Consider the following 15,253-nt stretch of genomic DNA (forward strand, 5'->3'; position numbering starts at 1 on the left):
ATTACGCACGGCGGCTTTTTGTCTACAATATCGGGCAGCTCAGCGTTTGCCGTAATACAGCCCCACAACATGTTCCGCTTGCGCAAAGAACAGCCAGCGTGACGTCAGAATGCCTGCGACATGACACAGCACTGCGAGCAGCGCAAAGATGTGGCCGAAGGGTAGCGTCAAAAAGATCAAGGGCAGTGCAAAGCCAAGAACCAGCGCGATTGCACGTAGCTTAGTCGCGTGTTTGCGGCCGACCACATGGATGAATTCGCGCATTAAATAATTGGTGCCTGTGTGTGGCGGCTCAAACGCTTTGACTTTGCCGATATGGCCCAAACCTGTCGCGCTTTCCATAGTGCTGCCCGACTGTGCCAAACGACTATCGCCCACGACCCAATAGGCTACTTGGGTGACCGCAGACAGGATCAGCAACGGAATAACAAACTGTACTTGTCCTGCGAGCAATGCGCCGCCCGTGATTGATAGTGCCATGAACAAAGGGCTCGTCAGTGGCATATGCCAGCGCGGAACCGTCTTGAGTTGCGCGTAGATCATCGACGTCGTGAAGACGGTCAGAAGCGACAGGATCGCGCCGATGCCACCGATTAGGCCCCAGTGCTGCGCGAAGAACACGCGTCCAATGCCATAAATCGCCATTATGACGAGGGCCGCAACAGCGCATATCCCTTCGCGCGATAGCCAGCTAGAACGCCATTGGCTGAAGGCTTTCAGCGCGCGCTCTGGGTGGCCAAGGTGGAACGTCGAGAACAAAAGACCGCCAACCGCCAAAAGATAAGCGATGGTGAAGAAGACGAAGGCTGTAAACCCGGTGGAGCCGGGCATGCCAAGACCGAGGAAGGTCAGCAAGCCAAAGCCAAGACCTGAAAGGGTGGTAAAGAGAATAATTGACGGTGCTGGATGCATTATTTCGCTCCTCCCGGTAGGGCGTCTAGGGCTTTGTCTAGCCAACCTAGGAAGCCACCTGCGTCTTTTGCAACAGGCTCAAGATAAGGCGCGAGGATGTCGAACTCTTCCATGGTGTCCTTCGGACGTGGTGGCAAGTACTTGTTCACTGGCTTCGTGCCTTGCTCGGGCATCAGATCGAAACCACCGCGTTCTGCGACAAGGATGCTCACGTCTGATGTCTCATCCGCGAGATCCCCAAAGTGACGAGCGCCTGACGGACATGTGCGCACACATGCGGGCTGGCGATCTTCTTCGGGTAGGTTTTCGTTGTAAATCCGATCCACACAGAGCGTGCATTTCTTCATGACTTTCTCTGCAGCATCCATTTCGCGCGCGCCATATGGGCAGGCCCATGCGCAGAGACCGCAACCGATGCAATCTTGCTCGTTCACCAGAACGATACCATCCTCGACACGCTTGTAGCTCGCACCTGTCGGGCAAACAGTGACGCAAGGCGCGTCCTCGCAGTGCAGGCAGGACTTGGGGAAGTGGATAAGTTGCGCTGCGCCTTCATCGGGCTGCACTTCGAACGAGTGTACGCGGTTGAGGAACGTGCCGGATGGATCGCCGCCGTAAGGGTTTTGATCGCTCAAAGGCGCGCCATAGTTTTCGGTATTCCAGCCTTTGCAAGACACGACGCAAGCATGGCAGCCCACGCATGTATCAAGGTCAATGACGAGGCCGAGTTTTTTCTGGGTGCTGGCGGGGAGGGTGGTCATTGGCCAAGCTTCCACTTCAATTCTTTAGGACCTGTCGGAACAGGTGATTTAATCGGTGCCAATGCTGGCTGGCTCTCGCTTGGAGGGTTCGCGGCTTTCTCGATCTTCACGCGTAGGTCGAACCATGCGGCTTGGCCTGTGATCGGATCAGAGTTTGCCCAACGCAGGCCATCGCCTTTCGGCGGCATCAGCTCGTGAATGAGGTGGTTGAGCAAGAAACCTTTGGTGACTTCCGGCGCGTCCTCTTCCAAGGCCCATGCGCCTTTACGCTTGCCGATGGCGTTCCATGTCCAGACTGTGTTCGCGTTAAGTGCGGCCATTTCCATGACAGGCACCGTGATGGAGCCATGTGTGGAACTGACAGTCGCCCAGTCTTCATCCTTCAGCCCATGCTTTTGCATCAGGTTCGTCGGAAGATAGAGCGGGTTATGCCCATGGATCTGACGCAGCCAAGCGTTCTGGCTACCCCATGAGTGATACATCGCCATCGGGCGCTGCGTGAGGGCATGTACGGGGTATTCATCCACGTCAACTGCACCATCTTCGAAGGGTTCGTACCAGACGGGAAGCGGATCCATTGTCTCTTTGATACGCTCGCGCAGATGCTCTGGCGGTTGACGTTCGCCATGTCCTTCAGCGGCACGCTGGAACTTGCGCATTGGCTCAACGTAGAGCTGGAACAGATAAGGCTCTGGCTTGTCGATTATGCCTATGCCCACAGCCCATTCTTGGTAGGCCATGTTCCACGGTTTGTAGTAGTTCGCGCCCTCTGGGATGTGCTCCACAAAGAAACCGCCGTTCTCGATGTAGGCATCCAGCTGCGCTTCATTCGCGTCGCCGCGGCCGTTTTGCAGGCCGTTCTCTCCCATGCGCCACCCTGCGAGCGGGCCAATGCCCGGCTTGCGAATGTGGTTGGTGATGTAGTCGGCATAATCCGCGTATTTTTGCGATCCGTCCTCATTGATGAAGCCCGGTAAATCAAGACGTGCGCCAAGTTCACACAGCACGGATTGGAAGCCACGCACATCGCGATCAGGCTCAATCACGGGCCAGCGAATCGCGTCGGCAGCAGCATCAGCTTCGCAGATCGGACGATCGAGCAGAGAGATACAGTCGTGACGCTCAAGGTAGGTCGTGTCAGGCAGGATCAGATCGGCGTAGGCGACCATTTCAGAGGAATAGGCATCGGAGTAGATGATCCGTGGGATCACATATTCGCCCGTTTCCTCGTTCTTATCCGTCAGCATGTCGATGACGCCACGCGTGTTCATCGAAGAGTTCCACGCCATGTTCGCCATATACATAAACAGCGTGTCAATCTTGTAGGGATCGCCCGCATACGCGTTGGAGATCACCATATGCATCATGCCATGCGCGGACATGGGGTTGTCCCACGTAAACGCTTTGTCGATACGCGCGGCAGAGCCATCGTCTTTCAGCGCAAGATCATCAGGGCCATGCACGAAACCAAGGTGCGGACCATCAAGCGGCTTGCCCGGTGTCACGCCATAGTGCGGCTTCGGGTGGATCGTTGCTGGCTTTGGATAAGGCGGTTTGAAGCGGAAGCCACCGGGAACTTCGACTGTGCCAAGCAGGATTTGCAAGACATGCAGGGAACGGCAGGTTTGGAAGCCGTTAGAGTGTGCAGAGATACCGCGCATGGAGTGGAACGAAACAGGGCGGCCCGTCATTTTGGAATGCGTCTCACCGCGGAAATCGGTCCACTCGTGATCTAGCTCAAAACTTTCCTCGAACGCCACTCGTGCGATCTCATTGGCGATGCCGCGAATGCGTTCGGTTGGAATTCCGCAACGCTCGGCGACAGCTTCGGGGGCGTATTCCTCGGAGAGATACCGCTCTGCCATCAAATGAAACACAGGCTTGTGCGTCACACCAGCATGACGATGCGAGGCAGACAGATCAGGGCGCACGCCCTTTTGATCAAAAGGAGTGAGCTTGCCAGTGTTGCGATCAATCACCAGCTCTTTGCCAGCCTCGTCACGCATCAACAAACCAGTATCAGCGTCGACCAACACTGGCGCGTTCGTGTATTGCGCGAGGTACTCAAGGTCGATCTTACCAGCTTTCATCAACTCGTGCACAAGCGCGAGGATGAACAAACCGTCGGTGCCGGGTGTGATGCCGACCCAATCATCGGCAACCGCGTTATAACCTGTGCGGATCGGGTTCACGCCAATCACACGCGCGCCGCGCTCTTTGATTTTGCCGATGCCCATCTTGATCGGGTTGGAATCGTGGTCTTCTGCCACACCAAATAGCATGAACAGCTTCGTGTGATCCCAATCCGGTTGCCCGAATTCCCAGAACGCACCGCCCATCGTGTAGATGCCAGCGGCCGCCATGTTCACGGAACAGAACCCGCCGTGCGCGGCATAGTTAGGCGTGCCAAAGTGCTGCGCCCAGAAGCTCGTGAAGGATTGCGACTGATCGCGACCCGTAAAGAACGCCAGTTTCTCAGGGTTCTCTGCGCGGATCGGGGCGAGCCAATCGGTGGCGATTGTCAGCGCTTCTTCCCATGAAATTTCTTCAAACTCACCTGAGCCACGTGGACCAACACGCTTCAAAGGGGACTTTAAACGCGAGGGCGCGTTGACCTGCATGATGCCTGCAGACCCCTTGGCACAAAGCACACCTTTGTTCACGGGGTGGTCTTTGTTGCCCTCGATATAGGCAACTTTGCCTTCTTTCATATGCACATTGATGCCACAGCGGCACGCACACATGTAGCAGGTGGTTTTGCGCACCTCGTCAGAGACTTTCGGCGACAGGTCCAGAATGGGTTGGTCTTTGGGCATGTGTCGTAATCTCCCTTGAGGGTGTAGGCTTTAGAGTGCGAGGCGGATCAGGCCCAAAGATGCCAAAAACATCAAGAGGTTGAGACAAAATGGACGGTAATAGGGTTCCCACTTGGGACTGAAGAACTTCGTTCCAACGAACACGCCCAGCATTGCGATGGGGGCAAAAAACAACCCGCGCCATGCGGCTCGTAGCGTCATGACGTCGAAATAAATCAGGAATAGGAACGATCCGAAAGAGGCGAGGAACAAGTAAACAACCAACGTGCCGCGCATCATTTTCGCGGGTTGGTTCTGCGAGAGCACATAGAGCGCGACGACCATACCACCCACATGCGCCACGCCTGCAGCGATGCCTGCAACTATGCCAGAAATCAGCGTACCGGGGCGGGTCGCAAGGCCCAGGATGCGCAGTCGTGCGAGTTGCAGGGCCGCAAGAGCGAGGATGATGAGCAAGGCGATCAGCGTAGAAGTATCTGTAGGTAGCGATGTCGTGAGCGTCAGCCCAATCGGCCAGCCGATGAAGTTACCCATGACGAGCAGAATGGCGATTGTACGATTTGCATCACGCCAACCGCCGCCTGCCATTTGCAGGCTCGCCGCCATTTCAAGGAACCATAAAACGGGAATGAGTGAGATCGGCGAAATGATCGTCGCGGCAGCGGCCATCACGAGTGCGGACAAAGCAAATCCTGCAAAGCCACGCACCATACCAGCGGCAAAGCAGATACCCCCGAGCAGCACGATTTGGGGGATCGTAAGATCGAGGAAAGCGCTCATGCGGTCTGCGCTTGCAAAGCTGTCACAGCGATCATCGCAAGCACGTCACCCGCCACACATCCGCGAGACAAATCATTTGCAGGCTTGGCAAGACCTTGCAGCACAGGACCAATCGCCACCGCACCACCAAAGCGCTGCGCTAATTTATATCCGATGTTACCTGCATCTAGGTTCGGGAAGATCAACACGTTCGCTGCGCCTTGCAACGTACCTGTTGGCGCTTTGGAGGCGGCAACCGCAGGCACAAGTGCTGCATCAAGTTGCAGTTCACCATCAACGACCAAGTCAGGCCGGCCGGCTTTCAAAGCCTTGGTCGCCTCTTGCACCTTGGTCACGCGCTCATGCTTTGCAGAGCCATGTGTAGAGAACGATAGCATACCAAGCTTCGGGGCTTCGCCAACCAGCGCGGCAAAACTATCAGCGGCTTGCGAGGCGATGCCAGCTAGCTCTGCTGCATCAGGATCAATCACCATACCGCAATCGGAAAAGACCATCGCGGGGTGCTCAAGAGGGTGATATTCTGGTAAAATCATCAAGAAGAAGGACGACACCAGTGGCTCAGACTTGGCTTTGCCAATCACTTGCAACGCCGCACGAACTGTATCAGAGGTTGTTGCGACTGCGCCCCCAATCGAGCCGTCGGCGCGTCCTGTTTTAACTAGCAACGCCGCGTATACAAGAGGATCAAGCGTGGCTTTTTGTGCAAGCTCTAACGTCAGACCTTTGTGGGCGCGTAACTCAACAAACCTCTCGGCGAGGGTGTCGAAAAATCTAGAATTCTCGGGGTCGTGAATTTTGATTCTGGAGGTATCCAGCAATTCAAACTTAGCCAGCGTGGTCTCGACATCTGTTTGAGACCCAACAAGATGTGCTTGTTTAATTACACCAGCATTCAAGGCGGCAACCGCTGCCTCAACAATACGCGGATCGCTGCCTTCAGCGAAGGCAATCGATTTAGGGGTCGCCGCCGCTCGCGTCAGTAAAGACGCAAGCGGTGGGAGCGTGTTTGCTTTATCTAGCAAAGCGGATGGGTTCGTTTTGCTAGACATCAGACTTATACCGTCTGCTCGACCATGTCGTCCGCGCTGATGCCAGCTACTTCGACAGGCTTCTTCATCGCGTCACGGCGGAACGGGTCACCCAGCTCTTGATTGATCATTGCTTCGATCAGCGTCGTGATGCCGTTCTCCATCTGATCCTTAACCGCTTGGTTCAGCGCTGCTGTCAACTCGTCCTGCGTGCGTGCAACGACGCCTTTGAGACCGCATGCATTCGCGATGCCTGCGTAAGAAACACCTTCGTCCAGCTCTGTGCCAACGAAGTTATCGTCGAACCAAAGTGTGGAGTTACGCTTTTCTGCGCCCCACTGGTAGTTACGGAAGACAACCTGTGTCATTGCAGGCCATTCGCCACGGCCAATCGCCGTCAGCTCGTTTACTGCGATGCCGAATGCGCCGTCGCCGGAGAAACCAACAACTGGGACATCAGGGCAACCGATCTTCGCGCCAGCAACCGCCGGCAGACCGTAGCCACATGGACCAAATAAACCTGGTGCAAGATACTTACGACCAGTGTCGAAATCAGGGTAGGCATTACCAATCGCGCAGTTGTTGCCGATGTCGGACGAGATGATTGCCTCACGTGGCAAGGCCGCCTGAATTGCGCGCCATGCCATGCGCGGGGACATCCAGTCAGGCTTGGCTGCGCGCGCACGCTCGTTCCAGTTGGTGCCTGGATCGTCGTTCTCGTCTGTCATGGATGTCAGCTCTTGCGCCCATGCAGATTTGGTCTTTGCGATATGTGCCTCGCGTTCATTACGGCCCGCATCACCTGCGTCGTCCGCCAGTTGGGAAATGATGCCCTGCGCAACTTTCGCAGCGTCACCAACGATACCAACCGTAACTTTCTTCGTCAGGCCGATGCGGTCAGGGTTGATATCAACCTGAATGATCTTCGCATTTGTTGGCCAGTACTCCATGCCGTAACCCGGCAATGTAGAGAACGGGTTGAGGCGTGTACCAAGGCACAACACAACGTCTGCGTCTTTGATCAACTGCATGCCAGCTTTGGAACCGTTGTAGCCCAAAGGACCTGCGAACAATGGGTGGTTACCCGGGAACGCATCGTTGTGCTGGTAGCCCACACAAACAGGTGCGCTCAAACGCTCTGCCAAGTCTTTGGACGCTTGAATGCCGCCTTTAGACAAAACAACACCAGCGCCGTTCAAGATCACCGGGTTCTTTGCGGAGGACAAGATCGCGGCTGCTTCTGCAACGGAGTTTGTGCCGCCGGAGGATGGCTCGAACTCGATCGGATTTGTGATTTCGATATCGACAATCTGTGTCCACATATCGCGTGGGATGTTCAATTGTGCAGGACCAGACAAACGCTTCGCTTGCGAAATTACACGTGTGAGAACTTCGACAACGCGGGATGGGTCACGAACTTCTTCTTGGTAGCAGACCATGTCTTCGAACAGTTTCATTTGCTCAACTTCTTGGAAGCCACCTTGGCCGATTGTCTTGTTCGCAGCCTGAGGCGTGACCAGCAACAAAGGCGTGTGGTTCCAGTAAGCTGTCTTAACAGCTGTGACGAAGTTCGTGATGCCCGGGCCGTTCTGGGCAATCATCATGCTCATCTTGCCTGTCGCGCGCGTGTAGCCGTCAGCCATCATGCCTGCGGAGCCCTCATGGGCGCAGTCCCAGAACGTGATGCCCGCGCGTGGGAAAATGTCCGAGATCGGCATCATGGCGGAACCGATAATACCGAATGCGTGCTGAATACCGTGGCGTTGTAGGGACTTAACGAAGGCCTCTTCAGTGGTCATCTTCATGGATGCGCTCCTAGACTGAGATTTGGAATAAATAAAAGCCCGCAACGCAGGCTGACAGATTGCCCTCTTCATATGGAGCCAGAGTGAGTCCTGTTAGCGCCAGATGATATGTTGAAATATAGCCAGTCTAAAAATTAATGAGAATTAATGTCTCGATAATTTTGATATTTCCTGTGCGATGCGGCTCACACCTTCTGGAATCAAATCCTGCGAAATCGAGGAATAGGCGAGGCGATAGAAATTCTTGATACCAGCGCCCGCCGCGAAATAGGGATGGCCGGTTTCGATCAGGACGTCACGCTCCATCAAAGCATGTTTCAGCTCGACTGTGGAGACATCTTCAGGTGCGCGCATCCAAAAGCTCGATCCGCCAAAAACACCACGCCCTGCAATCTCAAGCTCGTGTTCATTGATAGCATTCTCCATAACTTCACGGCGTTTTTGATAGATTTTGCCGATTTTGCGCACCAAAGCATCATAATGCCCAAGCGAAAGGAAATAGGCAGTCGTGCGTTGGATGTGCCCTGGTGGATGCCGCAAAACGGACGCACGCAGCGCACGGGCCTCGCGGATGAATTCTTCAGAGCCGACCAAATACCCCAGCCGCAAACCTGGAAAAATCGACTTGGAAAAACTGCCAACGTAAATCACCCGTCCGTCTTCATCCAGCGACTTAAGCGCAGGCATAGGCCCCCCAAGGAACGAAACCTCGAATTCATAATCATCCTCAACGATAATCGCATCCAGTTCTCGCGCGCGTTCCAGCAAGGCTTTGCGCCTTGTATGCGGCATCGTGGCGGAGGTGGGACATTGATGGCTTGGGGTTGCGAAAATAACGTCTGTGCCGTCTTCGATTAGGTCGGGCTGCAATCCGTCACGATCCACAGGGACTGGCAACAAGTGGCAGCGAGATTGGGTCAGCACATCGCGCAACGCGTGATAACAAGGATCCTCAATCGCGGCGGTGCGGCGCTGCGTCAAAAGGATCTGCGCAGTCAGCCAAAGCGCGTTTTGTGCGCCCACTGTTATTAACACTTCCTCAGGGCGCGCAAAAATGCCGCGACGGGGCAACGTATGACGGAGAATGAACTCAATCAGTTGTGGATCATCCTGATCATAATAATCTGCCGTCAGCGCGGAAAAATCACGCGCGCCTAGAGCCTGCAACGCACACAAGCGCCAGTTGGCGTGATCAAACAGGCTCTTGTCGACCTGCCCATAGATGAACGGATATTTGTATTTCTGCCAATCCACAGGCTTGGTCGGTGCAGACCCACCTGTGAATTTCTGCCCAATAGCACGCGACCAATCAACAGCATCCGCGCGTTTTCTGGTGGGTTCAAACTGTGGCGGTTCGGGGGCATTGTCCGATACGAAATACCCCGATCGTCCACGACTGTTCAGATAATCATTCGCCAAAAGCTCTGTGTAGGCGAGCGTGACAGTGATCCGGCTAATCCCCAAATGCGTGGCTAGCTTACGCGAAGAAGGCAGCTTTTCTCCCTTGGAATAACGCCCGGACAAAATGCCTTGTGCGATCATCTGTTGGATCTGCGATTGCAAGGTGCCTTGATAGTCTGGATCCAGAAAAAACGTATCAATTGAAATGGCCATGGCTCACCATACTCTGGCCCTAAGTAGCAATGCAACTGGACTTAGTTGCAAATAGGATAAATCGCTTCTCATTTTGTATACAAAGTGAATGCAAGTAGACAAGTAGAAGTGAGCCGCCTCGGCATGTCTAAAAAAGACGCCTGTATTGCAGATCTAAAGACCCGTGTGCTGACACTTGCGCTCGCGCCGGGGGCGATGCTGGATGAAGTGTCGCTGAGCGCTGCTTATGGTCTGCCACGCACGCCATTACGCGAAGTCTCGCAGAGTCTCGCAGGCGAAGGTTTCATCAGCCACGAGGCCAACAAAGGCGCGTTAGTCTCTGCGATGGATTTTTTAGCAATGCGCCAGTTCTTTCAAACTGCATCTATCGTTTACTGCGCAATCTCTCGCCTTGCAGCCGAAAACGCTACGATGGATCAGATCATTGCGCTCAAAGCCGCGCAGTTCGATTTTACCAAAGCCAAAGGTGCGCAGGATGCAGGTGCTATGGCGCGCGCTAATCACCTTTTGCACGAGATCTCAGTAATGATGTCTGCCAATCCCTATCTCATCCCCGCGATGGGACGCTTGCTGATTGATCACACCCGCATGTCGCAACGCTTTTATCGTGGAGTGGCACCGCAAGACAGTGCGCGCATTGACCAATCCGCGCATCATCATGACTTGCTGATCGACGCCATCTCGCGCCGCAGCGCTTAGGAAGCCGTTGAAATCACCCTCGATCATTGGGCGCTCAGCCGCGAAGAAATTAAACGTTACGTTTGGCCTGATCCTTTGCCCGACGACACGGCATGACAGGAGACTTAAGATGAACTTTGAAGGCATATACACGCCTTTGGTGAAGCCGTTTAACTAGGATTTCACCCCCAACAAAGACGCGCTGGTGCGGCCATCTGTGTCTGTCTTTGAACAATGTTCACGCCTTTGGTGAGGTCGATGGAGGGTTGTTCAGCGCCTGTTGCCAGAATGGTTTGGAAACTGTGCAAGGCACGCTCGGCGGCATCATTGCTGCCGATTTGGCGACGGGCCATCAATCCCGCCTCCTTCGAGAATTTCTGCAGTTGAACGCTCCAAACAAACTGCCCCCTCGACCCATCGCAACCATGGTGCCTGCGCACGCCTTCTTTGGGGTGAAAAAAACTGGCGCAGAACTCTAACTCCAAGGTAAATTTTTGCACAGAAGCAAGCTTAGTAATTCAGGAATCTCTAGGATTTCCAGAAAGATACCTCTCAGATTGCCTATGTACTGCGAGCACTAATTAAAAATTGGACCTAAACGCAAAAGCAAACTGGCCCTATCAGACTCGCCTCAATCTATATGATTTGGATGCATCGAATCCCTCGTTGCAACCGGGGGGTTTTCCTGCGCGCCAAACAACAAGCGCACGCCAACACAGAGGGTGATTGCAAATGGACGGGACATTCAAAGACAACGACTATTCTAAAGTCGTCGACGCAGATCGTGCGCACGTTTGGCACCATCTGATCCAGCACAAAGGCTTCGAGACTGGCGAGCCTAAGATGATCATCGAAGGCAAAGGCATCAAAGTCTGGGATCAGCATGGCAAAGAGCACATCGATGCAGTTTCGGGTGGTGTTTGGACAGTCAACGTTGGCTATGGCCGTGAAAGCATTGCCAACGCTGTGCGAGACCAGCTTGTTAAGATGAACTTCTTTGGTGGCACGACTGGTTCTATCCCTGGCGCTTTGTTTGCGGAAAAGCTAATTTCCAAAATGCCCGGCATGTCCCGTGTGTATTATGCGAACTCCGGTTCAGAGGCGAACGAGAAGGGCTTCAAGATCGTCCGTCAGATCGCGCACAAGCGCTATGGCGGCAAGAAGCACAAGATTCTTTATCGTGATCGCGATTATCATGGTTCTACCATCGCCTCTATGTCCGCAGGTGGTCAGGACGAGCGCAACGCGCAATATGGTCCGTTCGCCCCCGGTTTTATTCGCGTGCCGCATTGCATGGAATACCGCAAGCATGAGCAGGACGGCGCACCTGAAGAGAATTATGGCGTTTGGGCCGCAGATCAGATTGAGGAGATCATCCTTCGTGAAGGTGCCGACACTGTCGGCGCGCTCTGTCTTGAGCCTGTGACTGCAGGCGGTGGTGTAATCACCCCCCCAGAAGGCTATTGGGAACGTGTTCAAGAGATCTGCAAAAAATACGATATCCTTTTGCACATCGACGAAGTCGTTTGCGGCGTTGGTCGTACAGGCGTGTGGTTTGGTTACCAGAACTACGGCATCAAGCCTGACATCGTCACAATGGCGAAAGGTGTAGCGTCTGGCTATGCGGCAATCTCTTGCTGCGTGACGACGGAAGAGGTGTTCGATCTGTTCAAAGACGACAGCTCTGACCCGATGAACTACTTCCGCGATATCTCCACGTTCGGTGGATGCACAGCGGGCCCAGCGGCTGCTCTTGAGAACATGCGCATCATCGAGGACGAAGACCTCATGAGCAACACTCTCACAATGGGTGAGCGTATGATGAACAACCTTCACGCTTTGGCGGAAAAGCACTCGGTCATCGGTGATGTTCGCGGCAAGGGTCTCTTCATTGGCGCAGAGCTAGTATCAGAACGTGCCTCCAAAGAAGCAATGGACGAGAAGATAGTTGGCGCAGTTGTTGCGGATTGTATGGCGCAAGGCGTTATCATCGGCGCCACAAACCGCTCTATTCCAGGCCGCAACAACACACTTTGCTTCTCGCCTGCATTGATCGCGACGGCGGATGATATCGATCACATCACAGATGCGGTTGATCAAGCGCTTGGTCGTGTCTTTGGCTAACAAAATCGGTGGCCCTGTGTGCTCAGCAAACGGGGCTACTTAAGCGCCGCAAGCAAGGCGAGCGTCTCGGGAGGTGGTTGTTGTTCTATACGGCGATAATCTGACCCATCCGTATTACGCGTTACAAACCCTTGGGTCGCCAATTTGCGACGCAAGGCCGCGCGCGCAGTGTCCAACGTCGCAGGAATATCGCGCAGCAAATGCAATAGGTTAAACGCCATCACCGCATCAAGCCCGTCATGCGAGTAAATCCCCTCCAAGACAGGATGCGCCTCGAAACTGAAGTTGGCCAAGCTTGTCTCTGCCACCTTACCACGCGCGATCTTGATCATCGCTTCGAAAATATCCGTGCAATGATAGGTACCCACACTCGCTGCAAGAAGCAGCGCGGTTGAACCTGTGCCATAGCTAATCTCCAACACTTTGTCGCTATCGCGCAAATAGCTACGTGTGCGCTCTAGCGTATAGGTATATGCCGCCATATCCTTGATCGGATTGGTGGCATATTTCGCGGCGGCTTTATCACAGAATTTTGCTTGCTCAATCATTGTGATCTCCTTTGCGACTACTCTAATTCATGCATGCATAAATGCGGAATTGCCGAAATCCGTGTTTGTATTATGAATTAATGCATGAATTGGCAGGCGATCTCATTCGATTGGAACCACGCACGCGCGTTTTTGGCGGTCGCGGAAACAGGTTCGTTCTCTGCGGCAGCGCGTGTGCTTAATCAAACGCAGCCAACCTTGGGACGTTAAATCACTGCGTTTGAGGAAGAGCTGGGCGTTCACCCTTTTTGAACGCGTTGGCCGCTCTTTGAAAATCACCCAGACTGGGGCGGACCTTGCCGATCATGTGCGCGCCATGGCCGATGCAGCGGGGTGCATGACCTTGATGGCCTCCGGCCAATCCCAAGCGATTGAGGGCATGGTGCGCATCGCCGCGTCCGAATTGTTCGCCGCGCATTTATTGCCTCCCATCGTTGCCAAACTGCGCAGCATTGCTCCTAAGATCGAGGTGGATATCGTCACGGCCAAAACCGTCAGCGATCTGCTGCAACGCGAAGGCGATATCGCAGTGTGCGCCCCGAACAGCCAGGCCTGATTACGTGTCTCATTCATGATTCCGGCGGGCGGTTTTATGCGTCGAAAGGTTACATCCAGAAACGTAGGCGTCCGCGCAATTATCAAGACTGCAAGACACATAATTTCTTGAGTTTCAGCAACACTGATCAGATGCTCGAGTATCTCGCTGTGCTTGGATTAGAGCTTACTGCGGCTCAATTCAAGGTTGGTTCCTCTAACAGTCTCGTTGCATGGGAAATGGTCAAGCAGGGTTTTGGCATCGCGTCCATGTCTGTTGATGTCGTGCGCGCCTCGCCCGATCTGGAGGTGCTTTTGCCCGATAGTGATCCTGTGATGTTCCCCACGTGGCTCGTGACCCACCGCGAGCTCCATACCTCACGCCGCATCAGGCTGGTGTTCGATCTATTGGCCGTGGAACTGCCCAAGCTTATGGCTTGACCACGCTTCAAACCCGTCGCAGCATGCCCCATGTCCAATGCACCCAGCTATCATGTCGACCCACAAGCCTTTTGGATCGACCCCTATCCAACACTCGCCAAAATGCGTCGCGACGCGCCAATCGCCTATGTGCCAGAGCTTGATGCGACCCTGCTCACCCGCCGTGACGATATCTTTCGTGAGGAAAAGCGCATTGAGGTTTTCAGCTCCGAACAGCCGGGCGGATTGATGACCACGCTTATGGGCGAAAACATGATGCGCAAGGACGGCGCGGCCCATCTGGCAGAGCGTAAGATGATCTTTCCCACCGTCTCGCCGCGCACGGTGCGTGATGTGTGGAAAATGCAGTTTGAAAGCGCAACGTCAAAGATCCTCGAACAACTCGCCTCCATACAGACCGCCGATCTCGTAAGCGATTTCGCGATGCCCGTCTCAGCAGAAGCGCTTAAAGCCATAACTGGCCTCACCAATATGCATTTCGTGGAAATGGACCGGGTCAGCCAAGGGATGATTGATGGTGTCGGCAACTATGCGGGTGATCGGCAAGTTGAGGCCAATTGCCACGATTGTACAGCCTCCATTGATGCGCATATCGACGCGCAAATCCCTGTACTCAAAGCCAACCCCGACATGTCTCTGCTGTCCGTTTCGATGAACGTGGGCATGCCCGAACAGCAAATCCGCGCTAATATCAAACTCGCCATATCAGGCGGTCAAAATGAACTCCGCGATGCGATTGCAGGAACAATCGCGACGTTGATCGAACATCGCGATCAGCTCAACAAAGCGCTCAAGGGAGAGGTTACTTGGCTCCAAGTCTTCGAGGAATACGCGCGTTGGATGTCTCCCATCGGCATGTCGCCGCGCCGCATCGCTAAGCGATACAAGCTGAATGATATTACGTTTGAGCCCGAGGATCGCGCATTCTTGATGTTTGCGTCCGGCAATCGAGACGAAGCGATCTTTACAAACCCTGATACTTTCGACGTCACCCGTGATAATACCAAGGCCATCTCCTTCGGCGCGGGTCCGCATTTTTGCGCAGGCGTACGGGCGTCGCACTGCATAATTGCTGACGTCGCTCTGCCGATGTTCTTCTCGCGTTTTCCAAACCCAACAATGACGGAGCCAGTTGCCTATCGTGGTTGGGCCTTTCGCGGCCCGCTAAGCGTCAAAGCGGCGGGTTTGGTACAATAAAATTATTCCCGCGCA

General features: G+C 54.3%; 15 protein-coding genes. 6 read left to right on the forward strand and 9 right to left on the reverse strand.

What is annotated here, in order from left to right:
- Positions 1-39: 39 nt before the first annotated feature.
- From QZ280_RS04630 to QZ280_RS04660, 7 genes are all read right to left on the reverse strand, one after another.
- Positions 40-912 (reverse strand): DmsC/YnfH family molybdoenzyme membrane anchor subunit, encoded by an 873-nt coding sequence (locus QZ280_RS04630; RefSeq protein WP_293441383.1) that lies wholly within the window; start codon positions 910-912, stop codon positions 40-42.
- Positions 912-1,673, reverse strand: a complete 762-nt coding sequence (locus tag QZ280_RS04635; RefSeq protein WP_293441384.1) for a 4Fe-4S dicluster domain-containing protein — start codon at positions 1,671-1,673, stop codon at positions 912-914. The genes QZ280_RS04630 and QZ280_RS04635 overlap by 1 nt, the downstream gene beginning before the upstream one ends.
- A complete protein-coding gene (locus QZ280_RS04640; RefSeq protein ID WP_293441385.1) occupies positions 1,670-4,489 on the reverse strand; it encodes a molybdopterin oxidoreductase family protein in 2,820 nt (939 codons plus the stop codon). Before QZ280_RS04640 ends, QZ280_RS04635 begins: the two co-directional genes overlap by 4 nt.
- Before the next feature lie 30 nt (positions 4,490-4,519).
- On the reverse strand, positions 4,520-5,269 hold the full coding sequence (locus QZ280_RS04645; RefSeq protein ID WP_293441386.1) for a TSUP family transporter: 750 nt from the start codon (positions 5,267-5,269) through the stop codon (positions 4,520-4,522).
- On the reverse strand, positions 5,266-6,318 hold the full coding sequence (pta, locus tag QZ280_RS04650; RefSeq protein ID WP_293441387.1) for a phosphate acetyltransferase: 1,053 nt from the start codon (positions 6,316-6,318) through the stop codon (positions 5,266-5,268). The genes QZ280_RS04645 and pta overlap by 4 nt, the downstream gene beginning before the upstream one ends.
- Before the next feature lie 5 nt (positions 6,319-6,323).
- Entirely contained in the window at positions 6,324-8,102 is a 1,779-nt protein-coding gene (xsc, locus tag QZ280_RS04655) for a sulfoacetaldehyde acetyltransferase (RefSeq protein ID WP_293441388.1), read from the reverse strand.
- A 144-nt stretch (positions 8,103-8,246) separates the two neighbouring features.
- Positions 8,247-9,716 (reverse strand): PLP-dependent aminotransferase family protein, encoded by a 1,470-nt coding sequence (locus QZ280_RS04660; RefSeq protein WP_293441389.1) that lies wholly within the window; start codon positions 9,714-9,716, stop codon positions 8,247-8,249.
- A gap of 123 nt (positions 9,717-9,839) precedes the next feature.
- Between QZ280_RS04660 and QZ280_RS04665 the strand changes: the two genes are divergently transcribed.
- A complete protein-coding gene (locus tag QZ280_RS04665; RefSeq protein ID WP_293441390.1) occupies positions 9,840-10,415 on the forward strand; it encodes a GntR family transcriptional regulator in 576 nt (191 codons plus the stop codon).
- A 161-nt stretch (positions 10,416-10,576) separates the two neighbouring features.
- On the opposite strand, the gene QZ280_RS04670 is transcribed toward QZ280_RS04665, so the two are convergent.
- Entirely contained in the window at positions 10,577-10,747 is a 171-nt protein-coding gene (locus QZ280_RS04670) for a hypothetical protein (protein WP_293441391.1), read from the reverse strand.
- A 379-nt stretch (positions 10,748-11,126) separates the two neighbouring features.
- Here QZ280_RS04670 and QZ280_RS04675 point away from each other — a divergent pair, with 379 nt between their 5' ends.
- Positions 11,127-12,518 (forward strand): aminotransferase class III-fold pyridoxal phosphate-dependent enzyme, encoded by a 1,392-nt coding sequence (locus tag QZ280_RS04675; RefSeq protein WP_293441392.1) that lies wholly within the window; start codon positions 11,127-11,129, stop codon positions 12,516-12,518.
- A gap of 35 nt (positions 12,519-12,553) precedes the next feature.
- Here QZ280_RS04675 and QZ280_RS04680 read toward each other — a convergent pair whose 3' ends face one another.
- Positions 12,554-13,066 (reverse strand): class I SAM-dependent methyltransferase, encoded by a 513-nt coding sequence (locus QZ280_RS04680; RefSeq protein ID WP_293441393.1) that lies wholly within the window; start codon positions 13,064-13,066, stop codon positions 12,554-12,556.
- Positions 13,067-13,150: 84 nt separating this feature from the next.
- On the opposite strand from QZ280_RS04680, the gene QZ280_RS16250 reads away from it, so the two are divergent.
- The 4 genes from QZ280_RS16250 to QZ280_RS04690 are packed head-to-tail and all read left to right on the forward strand — an operon-like array spanning position 13,151 to position 15,238.
- Positions 13,151-13,276 (forward strand): LysR family transcriptional regulator, encoded by a 126-nt coding sequence (locus QZ280_RS16250; RefSeq protein WP_365734215.1) that lies wholly within the window; start codon positions 13,151-13,153, stop codon positions 13,274-13,276.
- Between the two features lie 58 nt (positions 13,277-13,334).
- Complete coding sequence (locus QZ280_RS16255) at positions 13,335-13,622, forward strand: LysR substrate-binding domain-containing protein (protein WP_365734217.1); 288 nt, start codon at positions 13,335-13,337, stop codon at positions 13,620-13,622.
- A complete protein-coding gene (locus tag QZ280_RS16260) occupies positions 13,598-14,041 on the forward strand; it encodes a LysR substrate-binding domain-containing protein (protein WP_365734218.1) in 444 nt (147 codons plus the stop codon). Before QZ280_RS16255 ends, QZ280_RS16260 begins: the two co-directional genes overlap by 25 nt.
- Positions 14,042-14,071: 30 nt before the next feature.
- Positions 14,072-15,238 carry a cytochrome P450 gene (locus QZ280_RS04690; protein WP_293441394.1) on the forward strand — a complete coding sequence of 389 codons (1,167 nt, stop codon included), beginning with the start codon at positions 14,072-14,074 and terminating at the stop codon, positions 15,236-15,238.
- The last annotated feature ends 15 nt before the right edge of the window (positions 15,239-15,253 follow it).

It is taken from the genome of Planktotalea sp., assembly GCF_018607995.1.
In the GTDB taxonomy this organism is placed as follows: Bacteria; Pseudomonadota; Alphaproteobacteria; order Rhodobacterales; family Rhodobacteraceae; genus Planktotalea.

Coding starts and splice junctions, on each gene's coding strand:
- QZ280_RS04635 (WP_293441384.1), bottom strand. CDS start 1,673: ATGACCACCCTCCCCGCCAGCACCCAGAAAAAACTCGGCCTCGTCATT.
- QZ280_RS04640 (WP_293441385.1), bottom strand. CDS start 4,489: ATGCCCAAAGACCAACCCATTCTGGACCTGTCGCCGAAAGTCTCTGAC.
- QZ280_RS04630 (WP_293441383.1), bottom strand. CDS start 912: ATGCATCCAGCACCGTCAATTATTCTCTTTACCACCCTTTCAGGTCTT.
- QZ280_RS04675 (WP_293441392.1), top strand. CDS start 11,127: ATGGACGGGACATTCAAAGACAACGACTATTCTAAAGTCGTCGACGCA.
- pta (WP_293441387.1), bottom strand. CDS start 6,318: ATGTCTAGCAAAACGAACCCATCCGCTTTGCTAGATAAAGCAAACACG.
- QZ280_RS16250 (WP_365734215.1), top strand. CDS start 13,151: ATGAATTGGCAGGCGATCTCATTCGATTGGAACCACGCACGCGCGTTT.
- QZ280_RS04645 (WP_293441386.1), bottom strand. CDS start 5,269: ATGAGCGCTTTCCTCGATCTTACGATCCCCCAAATCGTGCTGCTCGGG.
- QZ280_RS04680 (WP_293441393.1), bottom strand. CDS start 13,066: ATGATTGAGCAAGCAAAATTCTGTGATAAAGCCGCCGCGAAATATGCC.
- QZ280_RS04670 (WP_293441391.1), bottom strand. CDS start 10,747: ATGGCCCGTCGCCAAATCGGCAGCAATGATGCCGCCGAGCGTGCCTTG.
- QZ280_RS04690 (WP_293441394.1), top strand. CDS start 14,072: ATGTCCAATGCACCCAGCTATCATGTCGACCCACAAGCCTTTTGGATC.
- QZ280_RS04665 (WP_293441390.1), top strand. CDS start 9,840: ATGTCTAAAAAAGACGCCTGTATTGCAGATCTAAAGACCCGTGTGCTG.
- QZ280_RS04660 (WP_293441389.1), bottom strand. CDS start 9,716: ATGGCCATTTCAATTGATACGTTTTTTCTGGATCCAGACTATCAAGGC.
- xsc (WP_293441388.1), bottom strand. CDS start 8,102: ATGAAGATGACCACTGAAGAGGCCTTCGTTAAGTCCCTACAACGCCAC.